General features: G+C 74.6%; 22 protein-coding genes. 11 read left to right on the top strand and 11 right to left on the bottom strand.

The window, feature by feature from the left end; genetic code table 11:
* The 3 genes from JT723_RS02605 to JT723_RS02595 are packed head-to-tail and all read right to left on the bottom strand — an operon-like array spanning position 1 to position 3,589.
* Complete coding sequence (locus JT723_RS02605) at positions 1–1,101, bottom strand: prenyltransferase/squalene oxidase repeat-containing protein (protein ID WP_205042653.1); 1,101 nt, start codon at positions 1,099–1,101, stop codon at positions 1–3.
* Entirely contained in the window at positions 1,098–1,850 is a 753-nt protein-coding gene (locus JT723_RS02600; RefSeq protein WP_205042652.1) for a class I SAM-dependent methyltransferase, read from the bottom strand. Before JT723_RS02600 ends, JT723_RS02605 begins: the two co-directional genes overlap by 4 nt.
* Entirely contained in the window at positions 1,844–3,589 is a 1,746-nt protein-coding gene (locus JT723_RS02595; RefSeq protein ID WP_205042651.1) for a glycosyltransferase family 4 protein, read from the bottom strand. Before JT723_RS02595 ends, JT723_RS02600 begins: the two co-directional genes overlap by 7 nt.
* Positions 3,590–3,727: 138 nt before the next feature.
* Between JT723_RS02595 and JT723_RS02590 the strand changes: the two genes are divergently transcribed.
* The gene (locus JT723_RS02590) at positions 3,728–4,318 is read left to right on the top strand and encodes a TetR family transcriptional regulator (RefSeq protein ID WP_240164898.1); all 591 of its coding nucleotides are present in this window, start codon (positions 3,728–3,730) and stop codon (positions 4,316–4,318) included.
* A 404-nt stretch (positions 4,319–4,722) separates the two neighbouring features.
* On the opposite strand, the gene JT723_RS02585 is transcribed toward JT723_RS02590, so the two are convergent.
* Entirely contained in the window at positions 4,723–5,589 is an 867-nt protein-coding gene (locus JT723_RS02585; protein WP_205042649.1) for an SDR family NAD(P)-dependent oxidoreductase, read from the bottom strand.
* An 84-nt stretch (positions 5,590–5,673) separates the two neighbouring features.
* Between JT723_RS02585 and JT723_RS02580 the strand changes: the two genes are divergently transcribed.
* Together JT723_RS02580 and JT723_RS02575 are read left to right on the top strand one after the other, a co-directional pair.
* Positions 5,674–6,561 (top strand): helix-turn-helix transcriptional regulator, encoded by an 888-nt coding sequence (locus JT723_RS02580; RefSeq protein ID WP_251512824.1) that lies wholly within the window; start codon positions 5,674–5,676, stop codon positions 6,559–6,561.
* A gap of 201 nt (positions 6,562–6,762) precedes the next feature.
* Complete coding sequence (locus JT723_RS02575) at positions 6,763–7,365, top strand: response regulator transcription factor (protein ID WP_372441198.1); 603 nt, start codon at positions 6,763–6,765, stop codon at positions 7,363–7,365.
* A gap of 4 nt (positions 7,366–7,369) precedes the next feature.
* Here JT723_RS02575 and JT723_RS02570 read toward each other — a convergent pair whose 3' ends face one another.
* The 4 genes from JT723_RS02570 to lanKC all read right to left on the bottom strand — a co-directional run bounded on the left by JT723_RS02570 (position 7,370) and on the right by lanKC (position 14,384).
* Positions 7,370–9,208, bottom strand: coding sequence for an ATP-binding cassette domain-containing protein (locus tag JT723_RS02570; RefSeq protein WP_251512822.1), 1,839 nt, complete (start codon positions 9,206–9,208; stop codon positions 7,370–7,372).
* Positions 9,209–9,552: 344 nt separating this feature from the next.
* The gene (locus JT723_RS02565) at positions 9,553–11,229 is read right to left on the bottom strand and encodes an ABC transporter ATP-binding protein (RefSeq protein ID WP_205042647.1); all 1,677 of its coding nucleotides are present in this window, start codon (positions 11,227–11,229) and stop codon (positions 9,553–9,555) included.
* A gap of 285 nt (positions 11,230–11,514) precedes the next feature.
* Positions 11,515–11,634: a SapB/AmfS family lanthipeptide gene (locus tag JT723_RS02560; RefSeq protein ID WP_205042646.1), complete on the bottom strand. Its 120-nt coding sequence runs from the start codon at positions 11,632–11,634 to the stop codon at positions 11,515–11,517.
* Between the two features lie 68 nt (positions 11,635–11,702).
* A complete protein-coding gene (gene lanKC / locus JT723_RS02555; RefSeq protein ID WP_205042645.1) occupies positions 11,703–14,384 on the bottom strand; it encodes a class III lanthionine synthetase LanKC in 2,682 nt (893 codons plus the stop codon).
* Positions 14,385–14,764: 380 nt separating this feature from the next.
* Here lanKC and JT723_RS02550 point away from each other — a divergent pair, with 380 nt between their 5' ends.
* From JT723_RS02550 to JT723_RS02520, 7 genes are all read left to right on the top strand, one after another.
* A complete protein-coding gene (locus JT723_RS02550) occupies positions 14,765–15,619 on the top strand; it encodes a helix-turn-helix domain-containing protein (RefSeq protein WP_205042644.1) in 855 nt (284 codons plus the stop codon).
* Positions 15,620–15,637: 18 nt separating this feature from the next.
* Positions 15,638–15,832: a DUF397 domain-containing protein gene (locus JT723_RS02545; RefSeq protein ID WP_205042643.1), complete on the top strand. Its 195-nt coding sequence runs from the start codon at positions 15,638–15,640 to the stop codon at positions 15,830–15,832.
* A gap of 115 nt (positions 15,833–15,947) precedes the next feature.
* The gene (locus JT723_RS02540) at positions 15,948–17,201 is read left to right on the top strand and encodes an SCO2321 family membrane protein (protein ID WP_205042642.1); all 1,254 of its coding nucleotides are present in this window, start codon (positions 15,948–15,950) and stop codon (positions 17,199–17,201) included.
* The gene (locus JT723_RS02535) at positions 17,201–17,827 is read left to right on the top strand and encodes an SCO2322 family protein (protein WP_205042641.1); all 627 of its coding nucleotides are present in this window, start codon (positions 17,201–17,203) and stop codon (positions 17,825–17,827) included. Before JT723_RS02540 ends, JT723_RS02535 begins: the two co-directional genes overlap by 1 nt.
* Before the next feature lie 167 nt (positions 17,828–17,994).
* Positions 17,995–19,143, top strand: a complete 1,149-nt coding sequence (locus JT723_RS02530; protein WP_205042640.1) for a CbiQ family ECF transporter T component — start codon at positions 17,995–17,997, stop codon at positions 19,141–19,143.
* Positions 19,140–20,753, top strand: coding sequence for an ABC transporter ATP-binding protein (locus JT723_RS02525; RefSeq protein ID WP_205042639.1), 1,614 nt, complete (start codon positions 19,140–19,142; stop codon positions 20,751–20,753). The genes JT723_RS02530 and JT723_RS02525 overlap by 4 nt, the downstream gene beginning before the upstream one ends.
* On the top strand, positions 20,750–21,616 hold the full coding sequence (locus tag JT723_RS02520) for an ECF transporter S component (RefSeq protein WP_251512821.1): 867 nt from the start codon (positions 20,750–20,752) through the stop codon (positions 21,614–21,616). Before JT723_RS02525 ends, JT723_RS02520 begins: the two co-directional genes overlap by 4 nt.
* Here the strand turns inward: JT723_RS02520 and JT723_RS02515 are convergent.
* From JT723_RS02515 to JT723_RS02505, 3 genes are all read right to left on the bottom strand, one after another.
* A complete protein-coding gene (locus tag JT723_RS02515; protein WP_205042638.1) occupies positions 21,600–22,097 on the bottom strand; it encodes a hypothetical protein in 498 nt (165 codons plus the stop codon). The genes JT723_RS02520 and JT723_RS02515 overlap by 17 nt on opposite strands.
* Positions 22,094–22,813: a hypothetical protein gene (locus tag JT723_RS02510; RefSeq protein ID WP_205042637.1), complete on the bottom strand. Its 720-nt coding sequence runs from the start codon at positions 22,811–22,813 to the stop codon at positions 22,094–22,096. Before JT723_RS02510 ends, JT723_RS02515 begins: the two co-directional genes overlap by 4 nt.
* Positions 22,814–22,899: 86 nt before the next feature.
* Entirely contained in the window at positions 22,900–24,951 is a 2,052-nt protein-coding gene (locus JT723_RS02505) for an MFS transporter (RefSeq protein ID WP_240164896.1), read from the bottom strand.
* 178 nt (positions 24,952–25,129) lie between these two features.
* On the opposite strand from JT723_RS02505, the gene JT723_RS36035 reads away from it, so the two are divergent.
* A complete protein-coding gene (locus tag JT723_RS36035) occupies positions 25,130–26,173 on the top strand; it encodes a peptidoglycan-binding domain-containing protein (RefSeq protein ID WP_205042635.1) in 1,044 nt (347 codons plus the stop codon).
* Positions 26,174–26,512 lie beyond the last annotated feature (339 nt).

The following is a 26,512-nucleotide window of genomic DNA, read 5'->3' as shown; positions in this document are numbered from 1 at the left end:
TCACAGCCGGGGCGGACAGCAGCCGGGCGCAAGGCCGTTCGGCAGCCGCTCCGCCCCGAAGACGGCGGTGGTCGCCTCGTCCCCCCCGAGTGCGGCCACCGCCAACAGCAGCGCACCCGCAGTCCAGGTGGTGCGCTCGGCGGGCCACACCGCGTCGTCCTCGAAGACGTAGCCGGTCCAGTACAGGCCGTCGTCCGCCCGCAGGTGCTGCATGTCGGCGAGGATGCGCACCGCTCGGTCCGACTCCCCCACCGCCCACAGGGCCAGGGCCAGTTCGGCGGACTCGCCGCCGGTCACCCACGGGTTCGGCAGCACGCAGCGCACGCCCAGGCCCGGCACCACGAAACGCGACCAGCCCTCCTCGATCCGCGCCAGCGCGCGCGGGCCGCGCAGGGCGCCGGACAGCACCGGGTAGTACCAGTCCATCGAGTAGCGGCTCTTGTCGAGGAAGCGCTCGGGGTGCCGGCGGATCGCATGGCCGAGCGCGCCCGTCGCCAACTCCCAGTCCGGCTGCGGCTCCTCGCGGTGCTCGGCGATCGCCAGCGCGCAGCGCAGGGCCTGGTGCACCGACGAACTCCCGGTCAGCAGCGCGTCGGTGACGATGCCGCCGCCGTCCTCGGCCGCCTCCCGCTTCCAGCCGATCTGCCCGCCCGGTTGCTGCAGCGCCAGCACGAAGCCGACGGCTGCGGCGACGGCCGGCCAGATGCGCTCGATGAAGGGGTCGTCGCCGGTCGACAGGTAGTGGTGCCAGGCGCCGACGGCCAGATACGCGCAGAAGTTCGACTCCCGCGAGCGGTCGGCGGGCCGCGCCGCGTCGCCGTCCTGGTAGGCGGCGAACCAGCCGCCGTCCGCGTCCTGGTGGCGCACCAGCCAGTCGTACGCGGCCTCGGCGGCGTCGTGCTCGCCCGCCGCGTCCAGCGCCATAGCCGCCTCGATGTGGTCCCACGGGTCCAGGTGGTGCCCGGTGAACCACGGGATCGCCCCGTCCGGGCGCTGCACGGCCAGCACCGCGTCCACCGTCCGCGCCGCCTGCCCCGCGGTCAGCACCCCCGGCAGCGCCAGCCGCTCGGTCCTGCGCTGCCTGCGCCCGGCCCGGGTCACGTGGCCGCGTCCACGGCGTCCACGGCGTCCACCGGCAGGTGCGGCTTGGTCGCGTACGCCACGAAGCTCTTGCCGATCAGCGGGTTCAGCGCCTGTTCTGCCACCTTCGTGGCCAGCGGCTTCTTCATGATGTCCCACACCAGGAGCTTGTGGTAAAGCTTCACCGGCAGCGCCTTGTCGTTGTCCACGCCGACCGCGCACTTGATCCACCAGTACGGCGCGTGCAGCCCGTGCGCGTGGTGCGTGCCGTACGGGCGCAGGCCCGCCTCCCGCATCCGGCCGAGGAGTTCGTCGGCCTTGTAGATGCGGATGTGGCCGCCCTCGACCTCGTGGTAGGCGTCCGACAGCGCCCAGCACACCTTCTCCGGGCCGTAGCGCGGCACGGTCACCGCGATCCGGCCGCCCGGCCGCAGCACCCGCACCATCTCGGCGAGCACGCCCTTGTCGTCGGGGATGTGCTCCATCACCTCGGAGATGATGACGACGTCGAAACTGTCGTCCGCGAAGGGCAGATGGAGGGCGTCGCCCTCCATCGCCGTCGCCGACGCACCCGCGGGGGCCTCGCCGGCCTCCTTCATCGCCGCGAACCACTTCGCGACCTCGCGGATCTCGTCGCCGTTGCGGTCCAGGGCGGTGACGCGGGCGCCGCGCCGGTAGCACTCGAACGCGTGGCGGCCGCCGCCGCAGCCCAGGTCCAGAACGGTGTCGCCCGCGGCGACCGGGAAGCGCGTGAAGTCGACGGTCAGCATGTCCTGCTCCCCACTCCCCCGGGTGCCTTTCCGGCTGCTCCGGTTGCCTGTCCGGGTGCCCCGGCTGCCTGTCCGGGTGCCCCGGGTGCGTCTGCGGTCTGCGCGGTTTCCCCTGCCGGGGCGCCGTTGCGCTCGGGCGCGAGCACTTCCCCTGGCGGGGTGCTGTTGCGCTCGGGCGCGAGCACATCCCCTGCGGGGGTGCTGTTGCGCTCGGGCGGTGGCATATCAGGGGCGCGGGGAACTGCGCGACCAGCCACTGACGGCCGGTGGTCCGGATGCGACAGCAACTGCCCCTCCGGGTCGGTGACGACCCGCGCCCCGGTGGTGGGCTGGGCGCGCAGTGCCCCGCGCCCCTGTGTGCTCGGCCCCGCCGTCTGGCTACCGCGCCCACGCGGCGGCAGCCGCAGATCAGATGCAGCCCCGTGCCCCTGGGGGGTGCCCCCCGCGGCAGGGCGGGCTGTCCGGGGGGCGCCCCGGGGCGGGGCCTGGCGCGCGATGGCTTCGCGGTAGTGCTCCGCGGTGGCCGCGGCGGCGCGGGTCCAGGTGAAGTGGGCGAGGACGCGGGCGCGGCCCGCGGACGCGAGGCGGCGGCGGAGCACAGGGTCACCGAGGGCCAGGTCGAGGGCCGCGGCGAGGGCGCCGGCGTCGCCCGGGGGGACGGCGAGGCAGGTCTCGCCGTCGGGTCCTGCGACCTCCGGCACGGCGCCGCCCGTGGTGGCGACGAGCGCCGTCCCCGTGGCCATCGCCTCGGCCGCGGGCAGCGAGAAGCCCTCGTAGAGCGACGGCACGCACGCGACCTCGGCGCTGCGGATCAGATCCACCAGTTCCTCGTCACTGATGCCCTTCACGAAGTCGACCGCGCCCTCAAGTCCGAAGGCCTCGATCGCCTCGGCGACCGGACCGCTCTGCGGGCGGTTGCCGACGACGACCAGATGCGCGTCCGGGTGCTGCACCCGGACCTTGGCGAGCGCCTCGACCAGGAAGACCAGGCCCTTGAGCGGCACGTCCGCGCTGGACGTGGTCACGATCCGCCCGGGGACCTCCGCGACCGCGGGGTCGGGCGAGAAGAGCCGGGTGTCGGCGCCGATCGGCACCGTGTGGATGCGCTCGGGCCGTACGCCCAGGTCGGCGGTGATCTCCGCGCTGGAGGAACCCGACACCGTGAGCACCGACGGCAGCCGCCCGGCCACCCGCTTCTGCATGCGCGTGAAGCCGTACCAGCGCCGTATCGACGCCCGCCGCTTCCAGTCCGGTGCGGCGGCCAGGTCCAGCCGGCGGTCCACGGTGATCGGATGGTGCACGGTGGTGACCAGCGGCAGCGGGAGGCCGAGCAGGCCGTAGCCGAGCGTCTGGTTGTCGTGCACGACGTCGAAGTCGGCACGCCGGCCCGCCAGATGCCGCCTGGCCCGCAGGCTGAACGTCAGCGGCTCGGGGAAGCCGCCGGTCCACATGGTCGCGACCTCCAGGAGGTCGATCCAGTCCCGGTACTCCTCGCGCTTCGGCGTACGGAACGGGTCCGGCTGCCGGTACAGGTCCAGGCTGGGCAGCTCCGTGAGGGTGACGCCGTCACCCAGGGCGTCCAGCACGGGGTACGGCTGCGCGCCGATGACCTCGACGCTGTGGCCCAGCGCGGCCAGCTCACGCGACAGGTGCCGGACGTAGACGCCCTGGCCACCGCAGTAGGGATTGCCCTTGTAGCTGAGCAGCGCGACCCGTAGCGGCCTGGCCTCTGCCGTCACTCCCGGCCCCCTTCTCAGCGATAGAGCCGGAGCGTAACCGGTCGCGCTAATCTAGAACAAGTTTCAGACTCGATGGTACAGACGGCGGGTCCGCGGGCAAGCCGACGGGGTCCTCACGTGGGACGGATGGATGTACGTATGAGCCGCATCACCGCTTTGACCGTACGGCAGGAAGCCAGGCGGCGGCGCATCCTGGACGCGAGCACCCGGCTCGCCGCGGGCGGCGGCTTCGACGCGGTCCAGATGCGGGAGGTCGCCGAGGAGTCGGGCGTCGCCCTCGGCACGCTCTACCGCTACTTCCCCTCCAAGATCCACCTGCTCGTCGCCGTCATGCAGGACCAGCTCGGGCAGCTGCACGACACGCTCAGGGACCGGCCGCTCACGGCTTCCAGCCCGGGTGAGCGGGTGGCGGAGACGCTGCTCAGGGCTTTTCGCGCGCTGCAGCGCGAGCCGCTGCTCGCTGACGCGATGGTCCGGGCGGTGATCTTCGCGGACCGGTCGGTCCGTGCGGAGGTCGACACGGTGTCGGTGCTCACGCGGGCGATCATTCTCGACGCCATGCGGCTCGGCGCCGAGCCGTCCCCCGATCTGCTGTCGGCGATACGCGTCGTCGAGCACACGTGGCATGCCACGCTGGTCAGCTGGCTCGCTGACCGTTCCCCGGTCGACCAGGTCCGCGAAGACCTCCGCACCGCCTGCCGCCTCATCCCCCCGGGCCTCCCCGGGTAGGAGGGCACCCTTCCCCCTGGCGGGGGCCTGGGTGGGTGCCACTTCCTGTGGCGGTACGCCTTTCCCCCGGTGGGGGTGCCTCAGGTGATTGCCACTTGCTGTGGCGTTGCTTTCTTTCCGCCCGTTCGGGCGGGGCGCGCAGTTCCCCGCGCCCCTGAAAAACGCTCACCCTCCCAGGCAGACGGCGGCGCCTGAAAGCGCCGACTCTGCGCGCAGAGGGCAACCATCAGGGGCGCGGGGAACGGCGCGCGCAACCCACCACCGGGGGCAAGGCGACCGCACACCGCAAGGGGCAGGACATCAAGGGGCGCGGGGAACGGCGCGACCAGCCACCGCGGCGGGGAAGCCAACCGCCCGCTGCAAGGGGCACCCACCTGCCTCGGTACCCACCCGGAGGGTGACGGTCAGGGGTTGAAGGACGCCGGCGTCACGTGGAGGGCGGAGAGGAGGGCGCGGTCGCGGACCGCGGTCGGGAGGCGGCGGGCGACCCGGACGGTCCTGGCGTCAGGCCCGACGAGATACCGGGTGCGCGGCCGCCGCGCGGTAAGTGCGTGGTGCACGGCACCGACCGCGGCGTCCACCGGATGGAGTTTGGTGGCCGCCACCGACTCCCCCGCAGCGGCCGCGGCACGCGCATAGTGCCGCTCGACCTCCGGCCCCCCGGCCACCCCGTCCGCGCGGGCCGACGCGACGGCCCGCGCGAAGATCTCCGTCCGCATCGCGCCCGGCTCGACGAGCGCGACCTTCACCCCCTGGTGCCGCAGCTCGATCCGCAGGGAGTCCGTCATCGAGGCGAGTGCCGCCTTGGACGCGGCGATGGGGCCGAAGAAGGGCAGGGCGACGAGTGAGCTGAGGGCGCCGATGTTGACGACCCGCCCGCCGCCGGCGCGCAGCGCGGGCAGGAACGCCCGGGTCACCGCCATGAGGCCGAGGACGTTGACGTCGAACTGCCGGCGCAGCGCCACCGCGGGCACCTGCTCCCAGAAGCCCTGGACGATCAGGCCGGCGCTGTTGACCAGGCCGTCGAGCGGGCCGCCGACCTGCTCGGCCGCGGCGGCGACGCTCGCCTCGTCGGTGACGTCGAGGGTGACGGGGCGGATGTCGCCGGGCAGTTCGGCGAGCTGCCGGGCGCCGGCCTGGGTGCGTACCGCCGCGTGGACCGTCCAGCCCTCGGCGGCGAGCCGGCGGGTCACGGCGGCTCCGAGGCCGCCGGTGGCCCCGGTGACGAGCACGGACCTGGCGGGGGCGGACGGGGTGGAAGAGTGCGACACGGAACTGCCTTTCGCAGGAAAGTGATCTCCCTTCCACCCTCGGTGCGGCCGTGGCCGCCGTGAAGAGTGCCGGTTTTACTGGTGGTGGCGACACCAGCATCCGGCAGCGGGAGGCCCACCCTGAGCGAGCACAGCCGCAAGGAACTCGGCGCTTTCCTGCGCTCACGGCGCGAGCGCAGCGAACCGTCCGCGGTGGCGGCCGGGCTGCCCGCGGGCGGCCGGCGGCGGACGCCGGGGCTGCGCAGGGAGGAGGTGTCGCTGCTGTCGGGCGTCAGCCTGACCTGGTACACGTGGCTGGAGCAGGGCCGGGACATCAACGTGTCGCCGCAGATCCTGCTGGCGCTGGCCCGGGCGCTGTCGCTGGACGCCGTCGAGCGCGACCACCTCTTCCGGCTGGCGGGGGCGGAGCCGCCGCCGGCGGTGCGCACGGCCGCCGCCTCCCCGATGAGCCCCGCGGTACGCGCCTTCCTCGACGCCCAGTCGCCGAACCCGGCCTTCGTCATCGACCGCTGCTTCGACGTACTGGCGTGGAACGACGCGGAGCAGGCGCTGGTCGCGGGGCGGCTGGACGTCGACCGGCCGCAGTCCGAACTCAACGTGCTGTGGCTGATGTTCACCGAGCCGGGCCTGCGCGGGCTGTTCGACGACTGGGACGGCGAGGTGCGCTGGCTGACCGCGATGCTGCGCGGGCAGGCGGCGTACGAGATGGACAACCCGCGGTTCGCCGAGCTGATCGACGCGCTGCTCGGGGCCAGTCCGCTCTTCCGTGAGCTGTGGGCGGCGCACGACGTGCAGGTCTTCCGCTCCTCGGTGCGCCGCTTCCACCACCCGGTGGTCGGGCAACTCGACCTGTCGTACGTGCGGTTGGCGGTCGAGGACGATCCGGGCCGCAGTGTGGTGGTGCACTTCCCCGAGCCCGGTTCGCCGACACAGGAGCGGCTGCGCAGGCTGGTGGGGCGCCCGGGGGTGTGAAGCAGCGGTAGCCCACGGCGTGTTCCGCGCGGCTGCGCGCGCCCCCCGAGCGCAACGGACCGCTCTCCACTGCGCCCTGATGACCGGAATCGGGATCCTGTGCCGCGGCCTGCCGGGGTAGAACCGGAGGGGACCCGAACGGTGCTCCAACGGGGAACGGTGCGACAACACAAGGGGAAAGCCGACGTGATACGCGTGCTGGTGGCGCATGACACGAGCCTGCTGCGATCCGCTCTCGCGGCGTTATTGGTCAGGGAACCGGACTTCGAGGTGAGCGACACCGGGTGGCACGGGCTGAGCGAGAACGGGCGGTTGCGCGGGCCGCAGGTGTGCGTGGTCGACGCGGACTGTCCCGGCTGGCGCCGGCACACCGACGAGGCCGCGGCCCTGTCGTCCGGCGCCGCCCGCTCGGCCGCGGAGGACAGCGCGCTGATCGTGCTGACCAACGGCGGCAAGCCGGGGAACCTGCGCCGGGCGTACACGGCCGACGCGTTGGGCTTCGTGAACAAGGACCGCTCGGCGGACCGGCTGCCCGCCGCGGTGCGCCAGGTGGCGCAGGGGAAACGGTTCGTCGACGAGTCCCTCGCGGTGGAGTTCCTGCAGGCGGCCGACATGCCACTGACACCGCGGGAGTTGAGCGTGCTCTCGCTCAGCGCGGAGGGGGCGTCGGTGGCGGAGATCGCCCGCAGCCTGCACCTGTGCAACGGCACCGTGCGCAACTACCTGGCCGCGATCACCCGCAAGACCGGGGCGCGCAACCGGGTGGACGCCATACGCATCTCCCGCTTCGCGGGCTGGCTGTGACGTGTCATGACACGGCCGTCCACGCGGCGGCCAGGTCGCGGTAGAGCGGGGAGCCCACGAGCAGTTCCGCGTGCGGGCCGCACATGGTGTCGGCGCCGTCCAGGACGAGGGTGCGGTCCGCGCGGCGCGCGGAGCTGATCCGGTGGGCGATGACGATCAGGGTGGTCGCCGGGCGGTCGGCGAAGGCGCGTTCCGCGGACGCCTCGGCCGCCGGGTCGAGGTGGCAGGTCGCCTCGTCCAGCACGACGACCGCGGCGGGGGCGAGGTAGGTGCGGGCCAGGGCGAGCAGCTGGCGCTCGCCCTGGGACAGCGCGCCCGGGTCGACCTGCGCGTCCGGCCCGCCCAGCGCGTCGACCAGCCCGCCCGCCCCCACGGCCGCAGCGGCGGCCCAGACCAGGGCGGGCGTGGTGTGCTCGCGCAGGTAGCCGACGTTCTCCCCGACAGTGCCGCGGAAGACGTACGCCTCCTGCGGCACGAGCGCCACCGCCCCGCCCCGCCGCACGACCCCCGCGTCCGCGACGAGCAGCCCGGCGACCAGCCCCCCGAGCGTGGACTTCCCGACCCCGCTCGGCCCGACCACGGCCAGATGCTCGCCGGGCGCGACGACGAGATCCAGCCCCCGCAGCACGGGTTCTGCCCCGACGCCGTACGCGAACGTGACCCCCCGCAACTCGACGGCGCCCCCGGCCCCGCTCTTCGCCCCACCCGGCCGCGGGTGGGGAGCGGGCGGCTCCCCCGCCGGTGAGGACTCACCCGACCCGCCCCGGGGGGCGAGCACCTTCGCCGCTGCCGCGGACTCCCCCGGCCCGCCCCCAGCGGCAACTCCCGCCCGGGGAACGGGCGCCTTCCCCGCCGCCGGGGACTCACCCGAACCGCCGCCGAAGGCGCGCCACGCCGGCGCACTGGCCCCCCTCCCCCCACCCGCAGGCGCGTCCGACCCGCTCCCCGTAGCGGCCCCCGGCGGCGGGGAGGTCAAGCGGGTCAGGACGACCGTCAGGCGGGTGCCGGAGGTGGTGAGGGTGTGGAGGAGGGACTGCAGGGCGGGTTGGAGGGACTGGGTCAGGTAGGCGAGGGCGCCGAGGAGGGCGCCCGGGGTGAGGCGGTGGGTGGACAGCAGCCAGGGGGACGCCGTCAGCAGCAGGACCAGGGGGAGTTGGCCGGCGACGGCCAGCGCGAGGGTGCGGGTCACGCCCCACGTGGCGAGGGCGCGGGACGCCCGCTGGGCGTCCGCGATGCGGCGGTCGGCCCGCTCGGCCATCGGCCGCTGCGCACCGCACGCGGTGATGTCGCGCAGCCCGCCCGCGAGGGCGCCGCACTCCTCGGCGACGGCCTCGTCCGCGGCGAGGAAGTCGCGTTGCCGCCTGGCCAGCGGGCGCAGGGCCAGTGTGAAGAGTGCGGTGCCCGCGACGAGCGGCGGCAGCACCACCAGGAGCAGCACCGGCGCGAGCGCGATCATGCCGGCCACGACGCCGGCCGCGGTGAACGCGAAGGACCGCAGCACCATGACGATGCCGCCGAGTGAGTCCCTGGCGATCTCGACCTGGTGGGTGAGCCGGGAGACCACTGCCGAGTCGGCGGGCCGGCCGCCGCCGCGGGCCGCGGCCCGCACCGCGGTGGCGAGGCCGCCGCGGACGACGTGCCGTACCAGCCGGTCCCGCACGGGTTCGACCAGTGCGGCGACCGCACCGAAGACCCGCGCGGTGCCGTACGCCCCGACGGGCACGGCAGCCGCGGCGAGCGCCAGCCACCACAGGCCGGTGCCCTGCCGCCCGCGCAGGAAGCCCTGGTCCAGGGCGTGGGCGAGGGCGTAGCCGAAGAGGAACGTCTGCCCTGCTTCAAGCACGGACCACCCGAGCAGCCCCACAAGCGCACCGCCGCGCCCCCGCACACAGTCCCGCCCCCGTATCTCACCCACCGTCCCCACCCCCGAACAGCGCCCGGCAGCCGGGCTCAGCCCGTCCGACCCAAGCAGCGACGGCGCGGCGGCCCCGAGCCGCCTCTCGCCGCGCCCGCACGCGGACCCCACCGGCGGCGCCCCGTACCCACCCCCTGACCCACATCCCACGCACCGTCGCCCACCACACCCGGCACGCGGGCGCAGCCCGCAGCCCCACCTGCGGAGCCAGCACGCAGACCCCGCCCGCAACCCAGGCGGCGGGGAGGCGCACGCACTGCCCGGCCCGTATCTCACCCACCGTCCCCACCCCCGAACAGCTCGCGGTATTCGGGGATCGCCCAGAGGGTCTCGTGGGGGGCCAGGGCGCGGATGCGGCCGGAATCCAGCCAGGCCACGAGGTCGGCGCGGGCGGCGGTGGCGGGGCGGTGGGTGGTCAGGAGGCGGGTGCGGGGGGTGGGGGGGTGGAAGAGGGCTTGGGCCACGCGGGATTCGGTGACCGTGTCGAGGCTGGAGGTGGCGTCGTCCAGGACGAGGAGGCGGGTGGGGTGGGCGAAGGCACGTGCCAGGCCGAGGCGTTGGACCTCGCCGCCGGAGAAGGGCGCCTGGTTGCGGGCGGTGGCGTAGCCGTCGGGGAGCAGGCGGACGAAGGCGTCGGCTTCGGCGGCCAGGGCGCCGCGTGTGACGTGGTCGGGGGGCAGCGGGCGCGGCCCGAAGGCGATGGTGTCGGCGACGGTGTCGCCGAGCAGGGCGGGGCGTTCGAAGGCGTAGCCGACGGCGTCGCGCAGCCCGGTGGCGGTGAGTTCGGGAAGCGGGCAGCCGTCGAGCAGGACGGTGCCGGCGTCGGGGTCGGCGAGCCGGCCGGCGAGTGCGGCCAGGACGGACTTGCCGGCGCCTGAGCGTCCGACGACGGCGACGCAGCTGCCGCCGGGCACGGTCAGGTCGAGCCCGTCGAGTACGGTCTCGGCGCCGCGGACGGCGGTGACCCCCCGCAACTCCAGGGTGCCCGCACCGTCTTCGGGCAACTGCCGCTCCCCGTAGGCGGGTACGGGCACGGCCAGCACCTCGTCGACCCTCGCGGCTGCGGCCCTGCCTTTGACGACGGCACCCAACTGGCCGACGACGACACCGATTCCGGTGGCCAGCAGGACGTAGCGGCTCGCGGCGAGCAGGTCGCCGACGGACAGTGCGCCGGCGGACAGCCGGATGCCGCCGACGGCGAGGACGGTGAGCTGGAGCAGCGGGACGAGCACGGCGGCCTGGGCGGTGGCGCGGCCCTGGACGCGCCACATCCGGCGTCCGTGGGAGCCGAGTTCGGGCAGCGGCCCGAGGATCCTGGCGGTCTCGCGCTGCTCGCTCCCGGCGGCGGCGATGGTGCGCGCCCCGCCGAGCGCCTCGACCAGCAGGGTGGCGATGCGGCCCTGGGCGTTCTGGTAGGCGGTGACGCAGTCGGACGAGGCGCGGGCGAAGCGCTGCACGAGCAGCGTCAGCAGCGGCGCCCCGGCGAGGAAGGCGGCGGCGAGCCAGATGTCGGTGAGGCCGAGCGCGACGATGCCGCCGACCGGTGCGGCGAGGGCGGCGGGCAGTGCGGCGGCGGCAGCCGGGGTCACCGCGGCGTCCGCGGCATTGCCGACGACGCGGGTGACGAGGTCGCCGGTCCCTTGGCCCGCGGCGGGCGGACCCGCGGCGAGCATGTGCCGTACGGTGCGCCGCCGTACCGTGGCGGCGGCCCGTGCGGTGGCAAGTCCTGCGAGCAGGTCCTCCCCTGCCGCGGCGGCGGTCTGCGCGGCGACGAGCGCGCCGCATCCGGCGATCCACCACCCGGCTGCGGCACCCCGCAGCAGCTGGTCGAGCGTGTGCCCGAGTGCGTACGGCAGGGCCAGTGCGAGCGCGGCGGAGACGAGGCCGAGCGCGGTGACGCCCGCGTACCGCCCGGCGTCCCGCCGCCCGGCCTCTCCGACAACCCCCATCCCGCCCCTTCCCTCCGTCTCCGGCGCCCCCGAGGGACGCACGCCGATGAAGCATGTCCGCAGCCCTGCATGCCGCCTGTGCCGGCAGCGGCCGTCAGGGGCCACCCCGCCGGGTGCGCCGCGGGGGTGCCTCCCAGGCGGAGCTCCGGGGGCGAACGGAGCGCTCGGCCCCCACCGGCAGAGAGCCGACGCACCACCGCAGGTGGCGGTCGGCTCGGGACGCACGCGCAGCGCAGGGGTGCCCCGGGCGGTCCGCAGGGAGCCGGGCCGCCCGGGGCTTGTCCGCTACAGGCAGACGAGGAAGCTCACGGAGCTGATGCAGCCGATGAGGCTGAGCGAACTGGCGGGGGCGCCCCCGCTGTGTCCGTTCTCCGTCTCCATGTTCTGCAGGTCGAGAAGTGCCATGGCAGTGTCCTTTCGATGGGAGTAACACCAGGTGGTGCACGGCTCCGGCCGGGGCGGCCGGAGCCGGTTCAGGAGCCGCCGGTGAGCGGCGGCAGGAAGGGCAGCCCGGCGGCGGTGCCGCGGTGCGCGGCGCTCAGGGCGAGCAGGCACCCTGCGGTGCCGGTGCCGAGGTCCATCGACAGCCGCATCATCTGGTTGCCGGGGAAGGCGAGCCCGCCGCGGTAGGGCATGCCGTACCAGCCGAGCGCGTCGATCTGCGCGGCGAGCGCGCCCGCGGGCACCCCGGGCGTGCTGGTGCGGGCCAGGTGCGCGATGGTGCCGGCCCGGCCGGCGAGCAGCCCGGGCTGGGCGTACAGCCGCAGGGTCGCCGCGCGGACGATGCCGGCGCGGGCCTGCTCGAAGCGGGCGGCGACGGCCGGGTCGAGGTCGCCCGCGTCCCAGGCGAGCGGCAGGAAGTCGTCCAGGACCATTCCGATGCCGGCACTGCCGTCGCCGAGGTAGGGCATGGTGCGCCACCCCTCGTCGACGTCGAGCCCGCCGGCGGCGGTCAGCACGCAGCGGTCGAGGTCGAGTTGCAGGGCGCGGGCCGCGTGGCCGAGGAGTGCGGGGGCGCCGATGCGCTCGTAGAGGCGTACGAAGAGCAGGGCCGCACCGGTGGCGCCGCGCATGAGCCCGGCGCGCGAGGTGCCGGCGGCGGCGAGCCGTGCCGCGACGATCCCGGCGGCTTCCAACGCCCGTTCCTGCAGGGCGCTTTCGCCGGTGGTGCGGGCGAGGTGGTCTAGGACCAGGCCGATGCCTGCGAGGCCGCCCGACAGGTCGGAGGACGACTGCTGCCACTTCTCGGCGAGCAGCAGGCGGGCGAGTTCCAGGGCGCGTTCGGTGTGGCCGAGGCGGTCGAGGGCGTACGCGGTGCCGGCGATGCCGTCGTAGAGGCCGAGCGGGGTGCCGCTGGGCGGTGCGGCGGCGCGGGCCAGCAGCCACTTCTCGCCGTCGTCGTAGCGGGGCAGGCCGGCTTCGGCGAGGGCGAGCAGGACGCCGGCGGCGCCGTGTGCGAGGCCGAGGCCGCCGCCGTCGGAGAACTGGGCGATGTCGCCGGGGAAGAGCCGGTCGTCGCGGTCGGGCGTGGCGGAGGCGAGGATCGCCTCCGCCATGGCGTCGCGGGCGGCGGGCCAGTCGGTGGTGGCGGCGGGCAGGTAGGACGCCGCGGGGACGGCGGCCTGGGGGACGGCGGCCTGGGGGACGGCGGCAGCCGTCGTACGCGCCCCGGGGGCCGCGGGCAGGCCTCGGGTGATCTCGGCGACCGCCTCGTCCAGGAAGGCGCGCGGCACCGGGAACTGCCCGGCGATGACCTCGGCGAGGTGCGCGGCCTTGTGGCGGTCGACCGCGAGCAGCGTGGTGACCGGCAGGAAGAGGGCCAGCCGCAGGCAGGCCAGGGCGTAGTGGTCGACGGCGGTGCCGCGGCGGTCGGGCGGTGCCATGAAGCCGGGGTGGGCGACCGACTGGCGGACGTTGTCGGTGTCGGCCGCGGCGGCCTCGAAGTCCAGCAGGCGGACGGACTCGCCGTCCTCGCCGACCATGATGTTGTACATGTGCAGGTCGTTGAAGACGACTCCGCGGGAGTGGACGGCGGCGACGGCCTCCTCGACGCCGGCGTGCACGCGCAGCGCCCACCGCGTGTAGGCGGCGACCTCCGCGGGGTCGGGCTCGGGGGTGAGCAGCGGGTGGCGGTGGCCGAAGAAGGTGTTGAGCGGTTTGCCGTCGAGGAACTCCATGACCAGGAAGCGGTGGTCGCCGAGGGTGAACCAGTCGCGTACCTCGGGGGCGACGCCGAGCCCTGACAGCCGCTGCAGCGCGTCCCGTTCGCGTTCCAGGCGGGTGACGGCGTCGGCGCCGTCGGAGGCGAGCCCGGCGTGCGGGCGGCCTTCCTTGAGGACGACCTTCTCGCCGCTGCGGGTGTCGGTGCCGGCGTAGACGCCGCCGCCGTTGGAGAAGTGCAGCGCCTTCTCGATGCGGTAGGGCAGTTCGCCGACGGTCGTGCTGTTGCGCGCCTGCAAATGCGGGTGCAGGAAGTCGGGCAGTGTCACCCACTCGGGTACGTGGAAGGCGGGGGCGCGGCTGTCGGGAACCAGCCGCCCCTGTGCGTCCTCGATCGCCGAGACCAGGGTGCCGTGGTCGCCCACGCAGAAGCGCTTCGCGAATGCGCCGTAGCGCACGTAGAGCGGTCCTTCACGCCAGCGCAGATCGGTGAGGATATACGGGCCGGGTTCGCCGTCGAGGAGTTCTCCGAGTTCTTCGAGTACCGCCCGCAGTTGCGTCTCGTCGCGCGGATAGATCGTGACGAATTTCCCGCTGGTGTCGCGGCCGGCGTATTTCGAGTTCCGCAGGTGGAGCAGTTGCGGGCTCGGCACGAATTTAAACGGAATGCGGCGCGGCACGCAGTGGTCCCAGACCTTCGCGGCCACGGCGTCGGCATTGCCCAGGCCGGCGGACGCGTGCACCTTCCACCCTTGCAGCGGGCGGTCCTCGGCCCCCTGCGCCGACGTCGGGTCGAGGTGCAGCCAGTCGCCGACCCGTACCGTGCGCCAGCCGTCCGGCACGTCGCGCCGGGCGGTCCCGAAGTCCTCGACGCGCGGGGCCGGGTGCGGGGCCGAAGGCGAACCGGAATCGTCGCGTTCAGCGCGCGGAAGCCGGTCGAGACTCTCGTAGAAGTACCGGTCCGCGAGGCAGAATATCTCGTAACGATTGTCCATCGATCCCCCCCAGTGGCGGTGACGGACAAAGATTTACATATCGGCGCGTGGACGGTGAAGTCACCGTTGTCACCTCATGGCCGTGCAGAACGCACGATTGCGGCAGGCACACTGAACACCCGGCGGGCGGCGCGGACGGCCCGGTGCGGCGCCGGCGGCCCGTCGGCCGCAGGTGGGAGCACCCGGCGGTCGCCGTAACCGCGTACCCCTGTCAACAGCCGTGCATCGCAAGGGAGTTGACTGTTCACGTACGCGCGCCCCGCTGGACCTTATGGGGCAATAGTGCCCCTCTGCAACCTTGTCGCCGAAATTTCCAGAAACGATCTGGACCCGAGGTGAGCGGAAACGGCACACTCGAACCAGCATCAAGAAGGGACACCATGCCGCTCAGAAGCACCGCAACCGCCCGTCAGGAGCGCCTCGGTGCGGAGCTACGGAAAATGCGCGAGGCAGCCGGCATCACCGCTCGCGACACGGCCCGTCTGCTCGGCACCGACCCGGCCAAGGTCAGCCACATCGAGGCCGGGCGGCTCGGGGTCAGCGAAGAGCGGCTGCGGCGGCTCGCGTCGTTCTACGAATGCGGTGACACCGAACTCATCGACGCCCTCGTGGTGATGGCCAACGGCCTCGGCCGCAAAGGCTGGTGGGAGGCCTACCGCGGAGTCGTGCCGGCCGCGCTGCTGGACATCGCGGAGCTGGAATTCCACGCCACCGCACTGCGCACCATCCAGATCACCCACATCCCCGGGGTGTTCCAGACCGAGGACTACACCCGCACCGTCTTCGGCTACGCCATCCCGCCGCTGCCGCAGGGCGAGTTGGAGGCCCGGGTCGCGCAGCGCATGGAGCGCTCCAACGTCCTCTACCGCGACTCGGCCCCGCCCTACGACGCGGTCATCCACGAGGCGGCGCTGCGGATGCGGTTCGGCGGCGGCAAGGTCGCCCGCGCCCAGCTCGAACACCTCATGGAGCTGAGCCACCTGCCGCACATAAGGGTCCGGGTGATCCCCTTCGCCGCGGACGGCCACATCGGCTCGGGCCACGCGATGCTCTACACCAGCGGCGCCGTCCGCGCCCTCGACACCGTGCAGATCGACTCCGCCCACGGCGTCACCTTCCTGCACGCGGCCTCCCAACTGGCCAACTACCGCACCCTGTACAACACCCTCGCCGCGGTCGCGCTCGACGAGTCCCGGTCGCGGGACTTCATCCTCAGCGCCTCCCGAGACCTCTGAGACCGGAAGGCCCAGCCGATGACCGCGCCGACAGTGATCTGGCAGAAGTCCACGTATTCGCAGGAGCAGGGCGACTGCGTGGAGCTGGCCGTCACGGCCCAGGGTGCGGTGCTGATACGCGAGAGCGACGAGCCGGGCGTCGTGCTCTCCACCACACCCTCGGCCCTGGCCCGCTTCCTCCAGGCGATCAAACACGGAGCCGCGGCTCCCTAGGCCGTGTTCCTCGTAGCACCGGGCGGCGGCCGCGGGGTGCCGGAGGTCACCCCGGGAGGCCGGCCGCCGCACGTTAGGGTGAGGGCTCCCCCGGACCAGGAAAGGCCTCGACCTCATGCCCTTGCGCCGCCGCGCCGCCGTACTGGTGGCCGCCGCCACGACGCTCACCGCCCTCGCGGCACCGGCCGCTCTCGCGGACACCACCGCGCCGCCGGCCACCGGCACGGCGGCGGCCCGCGGCGACCTGTACGGCGCGGCGGACCCCACCTACGACGGGGTGTGGCGGCAGTCGTACGCCGAGATAGCCGTGGCCCGGTCCGGCTACTTCGCGAGCGGCGCCGCCACCGCGTGGCTGCTGGCCCAGCAGTGCGCCGACGGCGGCTGGCCCTCGTACCGCAAGGACACCGCCAAGGCCTGCGACCCGAAGACCGAGGACACCAACGCCACCGGCATCGCCGTGCAGGCCCTGCGTATCGTGCAGAGTTCGCAGTCCGGTGCCGCCGTGGACCGCGCCCTGGCCTGGCTGGGCTCCGTGCAGAACGCCGACGGCGGCTGGTCGTACAACCCGGGCGGCCCCTCCGACCCCGACTCCACCGCCGTCGTGATCGGCGCGCTGGGCCGCGACGCGAGCCTGAAGCCCAACGCGAAGGGCGCGTCGCCCTACGACGCGCTGCTCGGCTTCCAGTTCGGCTGCGACGCCGCACCCGCGGACCGCGGCGCCTTCGGCTACCCCGGCACCGACGGCAAGCTCACGCCCAACGCGAAGGCCACCGCCGACGCCGTCCACGGCCTGGTGGAAGGCCACCTCGCCGGCTACGCCTACGCCAGCCCCTCCACCCCCGCCGCCCCGCCCAAGTCCGCGGACTGCGACGGCAATCCGCAGGCCTACGCCAAGCTCGACCCCAACGCCGCCGCCTCCGCGGCCGCCGACTGGCTGCTCGGCCGCCTCCACGCCGGCGGCGGCCACCTCACCGCCACCACCCCGGGCGCCGACACCCCCACCCCTGACTACGGCACCACAGCGGACGCCGTCATCGCACTCAACGGGCTCGGCCGCACCGCCGACACCCAGGCCACGGCCACCTGGCTGGGCGCCAACTCCGCCGCCTGGGCCAAGGGCAACCCGGCCGCACTGGCCCAGCTCGTCCTGTCGGGCGCCGACCGCTCCGCCACCGGCACCGCACCCCTCCAGCAGCTCATCGCCCTCGGCCCGGCCCCCACCAAGCGCCCCACCGGCGCCATGCCCGAGGCCGACAAGAAGGACGACTCGTCCTCCGCCGCCACCGTCTGGACAGTCGTCGGCGTCGCCCTGGTGGCCGGTATCGGCGCCGGCCTGCTGATCAGCGCCCGCAAGCGACGGCGTAGCTGATGCGCGGCCGCCGCCTGGCCGCGCTCCCGGCCGCCGCCGCGGTCCTGCTGCTGCTCGCCCTCGCCGCCCCCGCACACGCCGCCGGCTACCGCTACTGGTCCTACTGGCTGCGCTCCGGGGCCACTTGGACGTACGCCCAGACCGGCCCCGCGATGCACACGCCCGCCGACGGCACCGTCGAGGGCTGGCGCTTCGCGGTCAGCGAGGACGCGGCGGCCACCGCCGCGCAGCCCCGCGGCAGCGCGGACTTCGCGGCCATCTGCGCCAACGTGCCCGCGGCCCCCGGCCGCAAGCGCGTCGCCCTCCTCATCGACCCGGGCACGCCCGCCGACGCCCCCGACTCCTCGGCCACCCCGCCCGCCCCCCGCACCGCGTGCGCCCAACTCCCCCCGTCCGCCTCCTCGGCCGACGCCCTGGCCGCGGTGGCCAAACCCCTGCGCTACAACTCGGCGGGCATCGTCTGCGCCATCACCGGCTACCCCGCGGCCGGCTGCGGCGACGAGATCTCCGCCACCCCGCACTCCTCCCACAACGGCCCCTCCCTCGGCCTGATCGCCGCAGCCGCCGCCATCGCCGCCCTGGCCCTGGCCGCCACCTGGCAATCCCGCCGCTCCCGCAACCGATGACCGGGCAGGACGACACCCAGGGGGGCGCCCCAAAGGGGCGCGGGGAACTGCGCGACAAGCCACAGCGGCGGGAGGAAGGCAACACCACCGCAAGTGGCACCCACCCAGGGGTGCGAGGAACGGCGCGAGCAACCCACCACGGCGAGAAGGTCGCGCACCAACCGCACATGGCACCCGGACGGGCTGCCGCCCCCGAGCCGCGGGGCATCCACGGGGCTGAGCCGCCCCGAACGGCAAGGCCCGGCGTGCACGTGCACGCCGGCGCGTGGTGGATCTGGGCGCTGGGCCTGGCCACCGCAGCGAGCAGGACGACCAACGTCCTGCTCCTGGCTCTGCTCACCGCCGTCGCCGGCTACGTCGTCGCCGCCCGCAGGACCGACGCGCCGTGGTCCCGTTCGTACGGGACCTTCCTGCGGCTGGGGGTCGCCGTCCTGGCGATCCGCCTGCTGTTCGCCGTCGTGCTCGGCTCGCCGATCCCGGGGACGCACACCCTGTTCACGCTGCCGGAGGTCCCGCTGCCCGGCTGGGCGCAGGGGGTGCGGCTGGGCGGACGGGTGACGGCCGAGTCCGTGGTCTTCGCGCTGCGCGACGGTATGAAGCTGGCCACCCTCCTGGTCTGCGTCGGGGCCGCCAACTCCCTGGCGAACCCGGCCCGGTTGCTGAAGTCGCTGCCGGGTGCGCTCTACGAGGCCGGTGTCGCCGTCGTCGTGGCGATGACGTTCGCCCCGCACCTGGTCGCGGACGTGGCGCGGCTGCGGGCGGCCCGCCGGCTGCGCGGCCGGGACGACCGGGGGGTGCGGGCACTGCTCCAGGTCGGACTTCCGGTCCTGGAGGGCGCGTTGGAGCGCTCGGTGGCACTGGCCGCGGCGATGGACGCCCGCGGATACGGCCGTACCGCGAACGTGGCGCCCGCCGTCCGCCGGGCGACGGCCGCGCTGACCGTCGGCGGCCTGCTGGGCATCTGTGCGGGCACGTACGGCCTGCTGGCCGCGGGCGGTTCGGGTGTGGGCGCCGGGTACGGGCTGCCGCTGCTGCTAGTGGGCCTGGCGGCGGCGGTCGCGGGGCTGCGGCTGGGCGGGCGGCGATCGCCGCGTACGCGCTACCGGCCCGACCCGTGGGGCGCCCGCGCCTGGCTGGTGGCGGGCTCCGGCGCCGCGGTGGCGGCCGCGATGATCGCCGCCACCGCGTACGCGCCCGCCGCTCTCGACCCGCCCGCGGTGCCGCTGGCCGAGCCCACCCTCCCGCTGTGGCCCGCGGCCTGCGTGCTGCTCGGCCTGGTCCCGGCCGTCGCCGCCCCGAGGGGAGCTTTGCGGTGATCCGTTTCGAGCAGGTCTCCTTCCGCTACGCGGACACCGCGGCGCCGGCGCTCCAGGGTGTCGACATCGAGGTGCCCGAGGGCGAGTTGTGCCTTGTCGTGGGGCCGTCGGGGGTGGGCAAGTCCACGCTGCTGGGGGCGGTGAGCGGCCTGGTGCCGCACTTCACCGGCGGACACCTGACCGGCAGGGTCACCGTCGCGGGCCGCGACACCCGCACCCACCGGCCGCGTGAACTCGCCGACGTCGTCGGCACGGTGGGGCAGGACCCGCTCTCGCACTTCGTGACCGACACTGTCGAGGACGAACTCGCCTACGGCATGGAGTCGTTGGGCGTGGCCCCGGAGACGATGCGGCGCCGCGTCGAGGAGACCCTCGACCTGCTGGGCCTGGCCGAGCTGCGCGACCGCCCGATCGCGACGCTGTCGGGCGGGCAGCAGCAGCGGGTCGCGATCGGCTCGGTGCTGACCGTGCACCCGAAGGTGCTGGTCCTGGACGAGCCGACGTCCGCGCTCGACCCGGGCGCGGCCGAGGAGGTGCTGGCCGTCCTGCAGCGCCTGGTGCACGACCTGGGCACGACGGTGCTGCTCGCCGAGCACCGCCTGGAGCGCGTCGTGCAGTACGCCGACCAGGTCGTCCTGCTGCCCTCCCCCGGCGCCCCGCCGGTCATCGGCGCACCCGCCGACATCATGGCCGTATCGCCCGTGCACCCCCCGGTGGTGGCGCTGGGGCGGCTCGCCGGGTGGTCGCCGCTGCCGCTGTCGATACGCGACGCCCGCCGCGCGGCCGGACCGCTGCGGGAGCGCCTCGCGGACCGCGCGCCTGAGGCCCCCGGTCCCGATGCCTCCGGCGAACTCCTGGTGCGCGCCGAGCGGTTGACCGTGCGCAGGGGGCGGACCGAGGCGCTGCGCGAGGTGGACCTGAGCGTGCGGGCGGGCGAGACGGTCGCGCTGATGGGGCGCAACGGCGCGGGCAAGTCCACGCTGCTGTCCACCCTGGTCGGCCTGCACACCCCGGCCGGGGGCACCGTCACCGTCGGCGGCGCGGTCCCGCACCGCACCCGGCCCGCGGACCTGCTCCGCCGCGTCGGCCTGGTCCCGCAGGAGCCGCGCGACCTGCTCTACGCCGACACCGTCGCCGCCGAGTGCACCGCCGCCGACCGGGACGCCGCAGCCGAGCCGGGCACCTGCCGGGCGCTGGTCGAGGACCTGCTGCCCGGTATGCCCGACGACGTCCACCCGCGCGACCTGTCCGAGGGCCAGCGGCTGTCGCTCGCGCTGGCGATCGTGCTGGCCGCGAGCCCGCCGGTGCTGCTCCTGGACGAGCCGACCCGCGGCCTCGACTACGCGGCCAAGTCCCGGCTGGTCGGCCTGCTGCGGTCGCTGGCCGCCGCGGGCCACGCGATCGTCCTGGCCACCCACGACGTGGAGTTGGCGGCGGACCTCGCCGACCGCGTGGTGATACTCGCCGACGGGGACGTGGTCGCCGACGGCCCCACCCCCGACGTCGTCCTGTCCTCGCCCGCCTTCGCGCCGCAGACCGCCAAGATCCTCGCGCCCTCCCCCTGGCTGACCGTCACGCAGGTGACCCGCGCCCTGGAGGCCGCCCCGTGACCCGTCTCGGGCAAGCAGGGCAGGAGGCGGGGCGTACGGACGCGGTGCGGCTCGGGGCGCGGGCGGTCGTCGTGCTGGGGCTGGTGTCGCTGATCGGGGTGGCCGCGTTCTGCTGGCCGCTGCTGGCCGCGCACGGGTCAGCGGTCGCCGCCCACAGCGCGGACGCACCCTGGCTGTTCGCGGCGCTGCTGCCGCTGCTGGTCGCCGTCGTCATCGCCACGATCGCCGACAACGGCATGGACCCCAAGGCTGTCGCCATGCTCGGCATGCTCGCCGCGGCGGGCGCGGCGCTGCGCCCGCTGGGCGCGGGCACGGCGGGCATCGAGCCGATGTTCTTCCTGATGGTGCTGTCGGGGCGGGTCCTGGGACCCGGGTTCGGCTTCGCGCTTGGCTCGTTGACGATGTTCGCCTCCGCGCTGCTGACCGGGGGCGTCGGGCCGTGGCTGCCCTTCCAGATGCTCGCCATGGGGTGGGTGACGATGGGGGCGGGGCTGCTGCCGCGGCCCGGCATGCGCGGGCGCCGCGAGCTGCTGATGCTCGCCGCGTACGGTGCGGTGGCCGCGGTGGCGTACGGCACGGTGATGAACCTCCAGGGCTGGCCCTACATCGCGGGCCTCGCCTCGAACGTGAGCTACTCCCCGCACCTGTCGCTCGCCGCGAACCTGGCCCGGTTCACCACCTACTGCCTGACGACCTCGCTGGGCTGGGACCTGCCGCGGGCGGCGCTGACCGCGGTGCTGTCCTTCACCCTCGGCCCGACCCTGCTCAAGGCCCTGCGCCGGGCCACCCGCCGCGCGTCCTTCGCTCCGGCCCCGGAGTTCACGCCCCCGGAGCCGGAGCCCGCGGCTACTCCGCGAGGGTGAGCAGGCTGCCCGTCAGGTCGCGGTAGCGGGTCAGCGCGACCCGCAGCGCCTCGGTGTCGGCGCCGGGTGCCGAGCCCTCCCGCAGCGCCTGCCTGCGCGCCTCCAGTGCCTGCTGCACGCGCCCGATGACCTCGTCGAGTACGGCGTCGGCCTCGCGCACCGCCCGCCGCGGGTCCTCCACGAAGTCGTGGACGGCGTGGTCCATCCGCCGCCCGAACACCCGGGCCGCCTGGCCCCCGCCGACAGCCGGGTCCTCCGCGGCCTGCGGCGCCGCGGTGGCGGCGGGCGCACCGGCCAGGTGCTTCTTCGCCCGCTCCTCGGACGCCGGGTCCGTACGCCCCCGCTCCCCGGGCCGCCGGTCCGTGCCCGCCCGGCCCTCGGACCGCGGTGCGTTGCGCGTCTCGCGCTGCGGGCCGCCGTCCTCCGTCGCTCGTTCGTCGGTCTGCGGTGACTGCGCCGCAGCCGTCTCGGTGTCCCTCACTGGTGCGCCTCCGTCTTCCCGCCGCGTGCGGTGAGTGCCGCGAACCGTTTGCCGAGCGCCGACCGCGAGGTCGTCCCGTCGGCTGCCGCGGCCTTGGGCTCCCCGGCCGCCGCGGGCGGCTCCGCCGGTTCCGGTTCCGGTACGGCGGCCGGGGCGGGGGGAACGGACGGCCCCGCGTCGGCGCGGGCCATCAGCTCGTCGAAGAGCCCGCGGGCGGCGACCAGCGCCTTGCGCTGCGCCTCGGTGTCCAGGCGGCGGCCCTTGCCGTGGGCGAGCGCGGCCGCGTGGGCCTCGCGGTAGCCCTGGACGTGGTGCGGGTGGTGCACGGACAGCGCGTCGACGTGCTCGGGCGAGTCGGCGGCGGGGTAGCCGCACTCGACCGCGGCCTCGGCGATCAGCGTGTCCGCGGCTCCGACCGCGTCGGCCGGATCGTCCACGAACCGCGCCTGCACCGCCGACCAGCGGGCCGCGTACCGCTCCCTGGTCTGCGCGCTCATCGGCCGCAGCTCGATGCCGCGGTAGCGCTTGACGCGTTCTGCGAGTTCGCGCCGGGTGGCGCGGGTGGAACCGTCGTGCCGGGCCAGGACCCGCTCGTACTCGGGTCCGAAGCGGCGCTTGAGCAGGGGGCCGCCACCGCGTTGCAGCATCACCGCGGCGGCGATCGCCGCCACGATGACGACCGCCGCGGCGACGGCGATGATCGCTCCTGTGGACATGGTCTGCTCCCGTCTGTCCGGGTGTCACCCTCCAGACGGTCGGTTTGCCGCGCTTGCGGAAGGCAAACCCCCTGCCCCCTATGCGGTTACACCGCCTCCCCGGTGGCGGCCGGCTTCGTGCGGGCCGCCCGCCGCTCCGGGTGGTCGGAGTCCCCGGCGCACAACTCGCCGCTCAACTTGCGTACCAGCGCCGCGAGTTCCTCGTGCCCTGCGGGGTCCCAGTCGCCGAGCAGGCCCGCGAGGACCGAGCGCCTGGCCTCGATGAGCTGTTCGGCGACCGCACTGCCCGACGCGGTGAGGGCCAGCGGATTGCCCTCGCGTACGGCCAGGCCGCGGGTCTCCGCCTCGACGGCGGCCCTCTCGATGACGTCGGCGGGCACGGTGGTGCGGCGCGCGAGTTCCACCGGGTCGGCGCTGCCGTCGTGGACCAGCCGCAGCAGCAGCCAGCTGGTGGCGGGGTGGATGTCGAGGCCCGCGAGCCGCGTGATGCGGGTGTAGAGGTCGCGGCGGGCGTCCCGGCTGCCGAGCAGCGACAGGCAGCGGGCGATCTCGTCCAGCGAGGACCGCTCCACCGGGTTGACCCCGACCGTCTCGCTGGCGTCGGGCACGGTCACGCTGCCGCGCAGCGGCTGCTCCTTGAGCAGCCAGGCCGTCGCGAAGCCGACCAGCGCGACCGGGATCGCGTACAGGAAGACGGTGGTGATGGCCTGCGAGTAGGCGTGGATCACCGGTGTCTTGATCGCGGCGGGCAGCCCGGCGATGGCCTTCGGGTCGGCCTGCAGCTGCCCGGGGTCGAACCCGGGCGGTACGGGGACGCCGCGCAGTGCGGCGGTCAGTTTGTCGCGCAGCTGGTTGGTGAAGATGGTGCCGAAGACCGAGACGCCGAAGGACGCGCCGATGGAGCGGAAGAAGGTCGCGCCCGAGGTCGCCGAGCCCAGGTCCTCGTAGCCGACGGCGTTCTGCACGGCGAGCACGAGCACCTGCATCACCATGCCGAGGCCGAAGCCGAAGATGAAGAAGTACAGGCTCATCAGCCAGGTCGCGGTGTGCTCGTCGAGCTGGTGCAGGAGCAGCAGACCGACCGCGGTCACGGCGGTGCCCAGGATCGGGAAGACCTTGTAGCGGCCGGTGCGGCTGATGATCTGCCCGGAGCCGGTGGAGGCGATCAGCAGGCCGACGACCATCGGGATCATGTGCACGCCTGACAGCGTCGGCGAGTAGCCGTGCACGACCTGGAGGAAGGTCGGCAGGTACGTCATGGCGCCGAACATGGCGAAGCCGATGATGAAGGAGATCACCGAGCACACCACGAAGGTCCGCACCCGGAACAGCCGCGGCGGCAGCACCGGTTCCTCGGCGCGGCGCTCGATCAGCACGAAGGCGGCGACCAGTGCCACGCCGACCACCGCGAGGGTGACGATCGCGGGCGAGCCCCAGTCCAGGGTGGTGCCGCCGAGCGAGGTGACCAGCACCAGGCAGGTGGCGGCCGCGGCCACCGTCGCCATGCCGAGGTAGTCGATGCGGTGCGAGGTGCGGCGCACCGGGATGTGCAGGACGGCGGCGATGACGGCGAGGGCGACCAGGCCGATCGGCAGGTTGATGTAGAACACCCAGCGCCAGGACAGCTGCTCGGTGAACACCCCGCCGAGCAGCGGCCCCAGCACGCTGGCCGCGCCGAACACCCCGCCGAACACGCCCTGGTAGCGGCCCCGGTCGCGGGGCGGCACGATGTCGCCGACGATCGCCATGGACAGCGCGATCAACCCGCCGCCGCCCAGGCCCTGGAGCGCGCGGAAGGCGATCAACTCGCCCATGCTCTGGGCGATTCCGCACAGCGCGGAGCCGATCAGGAAGATCACGATGACGGTCTGGAACAGCCGCTTGCGGCCGTACATGTCGCCGAGCTTGCCCCACAGCGGGGTGGCGGCGGTCGAGGCGAGCAGATAGGCGGTGACGACCCACGACAGGTGGTCGATGCCGCCCAGTTCGCTGACGATGGTGGGCAGCGCGGTCGACACGATCGTCTGGTCGAGGGCGGCCAGCAGCAGGCCGAGGGCGAGGGCACCGATCGCGATCCGCACCTGGCGCCGGTCCTGCTCCGCGCCCGGCACCGCGGCCGTACTGGTGTCCTGCGCCATCGAACGGCTCCTCGCGTCGCCCCCCGACGGTCGGACTCTCATATTCGCACCGTTTGCGGTGATACGACCTGTGGGAATGGGCCAGCGGGGAGGGACCGGGTATGCGGCGGCATGGGGTATCGGCATAATCACTGACACGTCTTTGCGAACGCGCGAACGACGGCGGGAGGGGAACCCAGTGGCGCCGCAGCAGCCGGACCGAACGGCAGGGCCGTACGAGCCTGACGACACCGGTGAGACCGGTGTGACCAGCGAGTACGCCGAGGTCACGGAGGACGGCGGTATCGAGGTCGACGGCGAGGTCAGGGCCGCCGAGCGCTCCGCGGAACGGGCCGCCGCCCTCGCGGTGACCGAGGGCTTCCACCCGCTGCGGGTACGCCCCTACGTCGCCGGCGAGCACGACGACACCTTCGGCGGCGGTACGACCGCGCGGCCGCTCATCGACGTCGGCGCCGCGGACGGCGGTCCCGCCACGCAGGACCTCGGGCTCTTCCCCGCGGCCTACGCCGTCGTCGGGGCGCCCCAGGAGTACCCGGCCGACGACGGGCGCGCCCGCGACGCCGCGGCCGCCGCGGTGGCCGCGGCCCACGGCAGGCACCGCAGGCGCAGACGCGGCATCGTGGTCGCCGCGGCGGCCGTCGCCGCGTCCGCGCTCGCCGCCGGGGCCGTCGCCGTCACCGGCTCGGTCATGGGCGAGGAGCAGAACGGCACGGATCGGGCGCTGCCCGAGCCCGCGTCGGCAGCGCCCGACGTCACCCTTCCCGCGGGGGCGGCGCCGGGGGCGGTCACCGAGCCCGTGAAGGTCACACCGCATCACCCGATGCGGGCGACGACCACTCCCGCGCCCAAGGTGACGCCGTCCACGACGGCGCCGCCCTCCACCACCCCGGCGTCCCCTTCACCCACGGCCACCGCGACCGCCACCGCGACGGCCACACCGCCGCCGTCCAGCACGCCGCCCCCGCCGGGGGGCTCCTCCACGCCGGGCGTGCTCCAGCTCGGGGCGAGCGGGCCTGAGGTCCAGGACCTTCAGGCCCGCCTGACCGCGGTGTGGGTCTACCACGGGCCGATGGACGGCAAGTACGACTCCGACGTCGAGCACGCGGTGGCGACCTTCCAGGTCTGGTACGGCGTCCAGGGCGACCCTTCCGGCGTCTACGGCCCGGCCACCCGCGCCGCCCTCCTCGCGGCCACCCCCTCAGAGGGCCACCACAACCACTGACCCCCACCCGGGGGGCCTCGCCCCCGGGCGCCTGCCCCTTGCGGTGAGCTTGCACCTCCCGGTGCGGTGGTGGCTGGTCGCGCAGTTCCCCGCGCCCCCAGGTGGGTGCCACATCCTGTTGCGTTCACAGTCCCGGTGCGTGGGTGATTGGGCGCGCAGTTCCCCGCGCCCCTGAGGGGTGCCCTCTCTCGCAGAGGCCGGCGCCGTCAGGCGGCGCCGTCTGCCTGCGAGGGTGAGCGTTTTTGAGGGGCGCGGGGAACTGCGCGCCCCGCCCGGACGGGCGGGAAGAAAGCAACGCCACGGCAAGTGGCAACCACCCAGGGGCGCGGGGGACTGCGC

It is taken from the genome of Actinacidiphila bryophytorum, assembly GCF_016916835.1.
Classification (GTDB): Bacteria; Actinomycetota; Actinomycetes; order Streptomycetales; family Streptomycetaceae; genus Actinacidiphila; species Actinacidiphila bryophytorum.
The sequence above is the reverse complement of the archived record's forward strand: the minus strand, read 5'-3'. Positions and strand labels throughout refer to the sequence as shown.

Bases quoted from the DNA above. Each gene is read 5' to 3' on its own strand.
- JT723_RS02545 (WP_205042643.1), top strand. From the start codon at position 15,638: ATGACCGCGCCGACAGTGATCTGGCAGAAGTCCACGTATTCGCAGGAG.
- JT723_RS02560 (WP_205042646.1), bottom strand. From the start codon at position 11,634: ATGGCACTTCTCGACCTGCAGAACATGGAGACGGAGAACGGACACAGC.
- JT723_RS02530 (WP_205042640.1), top strand. From the start codon at position 17,995: ATGGCACCCGGACGGGCTGCCGCCCCCGAGCCGCGGGGCATCCACGGG.
- JT723_RS02550 (WP_205042644.1), top strand. From the start codon at position 14,765: ATGCCGCTCAGAAGCACCGCAACCGCCCGTCAGGAGCGCCTCGGTGCG.
- JT723_RS02540 (WP_205042642.1), top strand. From the start codon at position 15,948: ATGCCCTTGCGCCGCCGCGCCGCCGTACTGGTGGCCGCCGCCACGACG.
- JT723_RS02535 (WP_205042641.1), top strand. From the start codon at position 17,201: ATGCGCGGCCGCCGCCTGGCCGCGCTCCCGGCCGCCGCCGCGGTCCTG.
- lanKC (WP_205042645.1), bottom strand. From the start codon at position 14,384: ATGGACAATCGTTACGAGATATTCTGCCTCGCGGACCGGTACTTCTAC.
- JT723_RS02505 (WP_240164896.1), bottom strand. From the start codon at position 24,951: ATGGCGCAGGACACCAGTACGGCCGCGGTGCCGGGCGCGGAGCAGGAC.
- JT723_RS02565 (WP_205042647.1), bottom strand. From the start codon at position 11,229: ATGGGGGTTGTCGGAGAGGCCGGGCGGCGGGACGCCGGGCGGTACGCG.
- JT723_RS02590 (WP_240164898.1), top strand. From the start codon at position 3,728: ATGAGCCGCATCACCGCTTTGACCGTACGGCAGGAAGCCAGGCGGCGG.
- JT723_RS02600 (WP_205042652.1), bottom strand. From the start codon at position 1,850: ATGCTGACCGTCGACTTCACGCGCTTCCCGGTCGCCGCGGGCGACACC.
- JT723_RS02510 (WP_205042637.1), bottom strand. From the start codon at position 22,813: ATGTCCACAGGAGCGATCATCGCCGTCGCCGCGGCGGTCGTCATCGTG.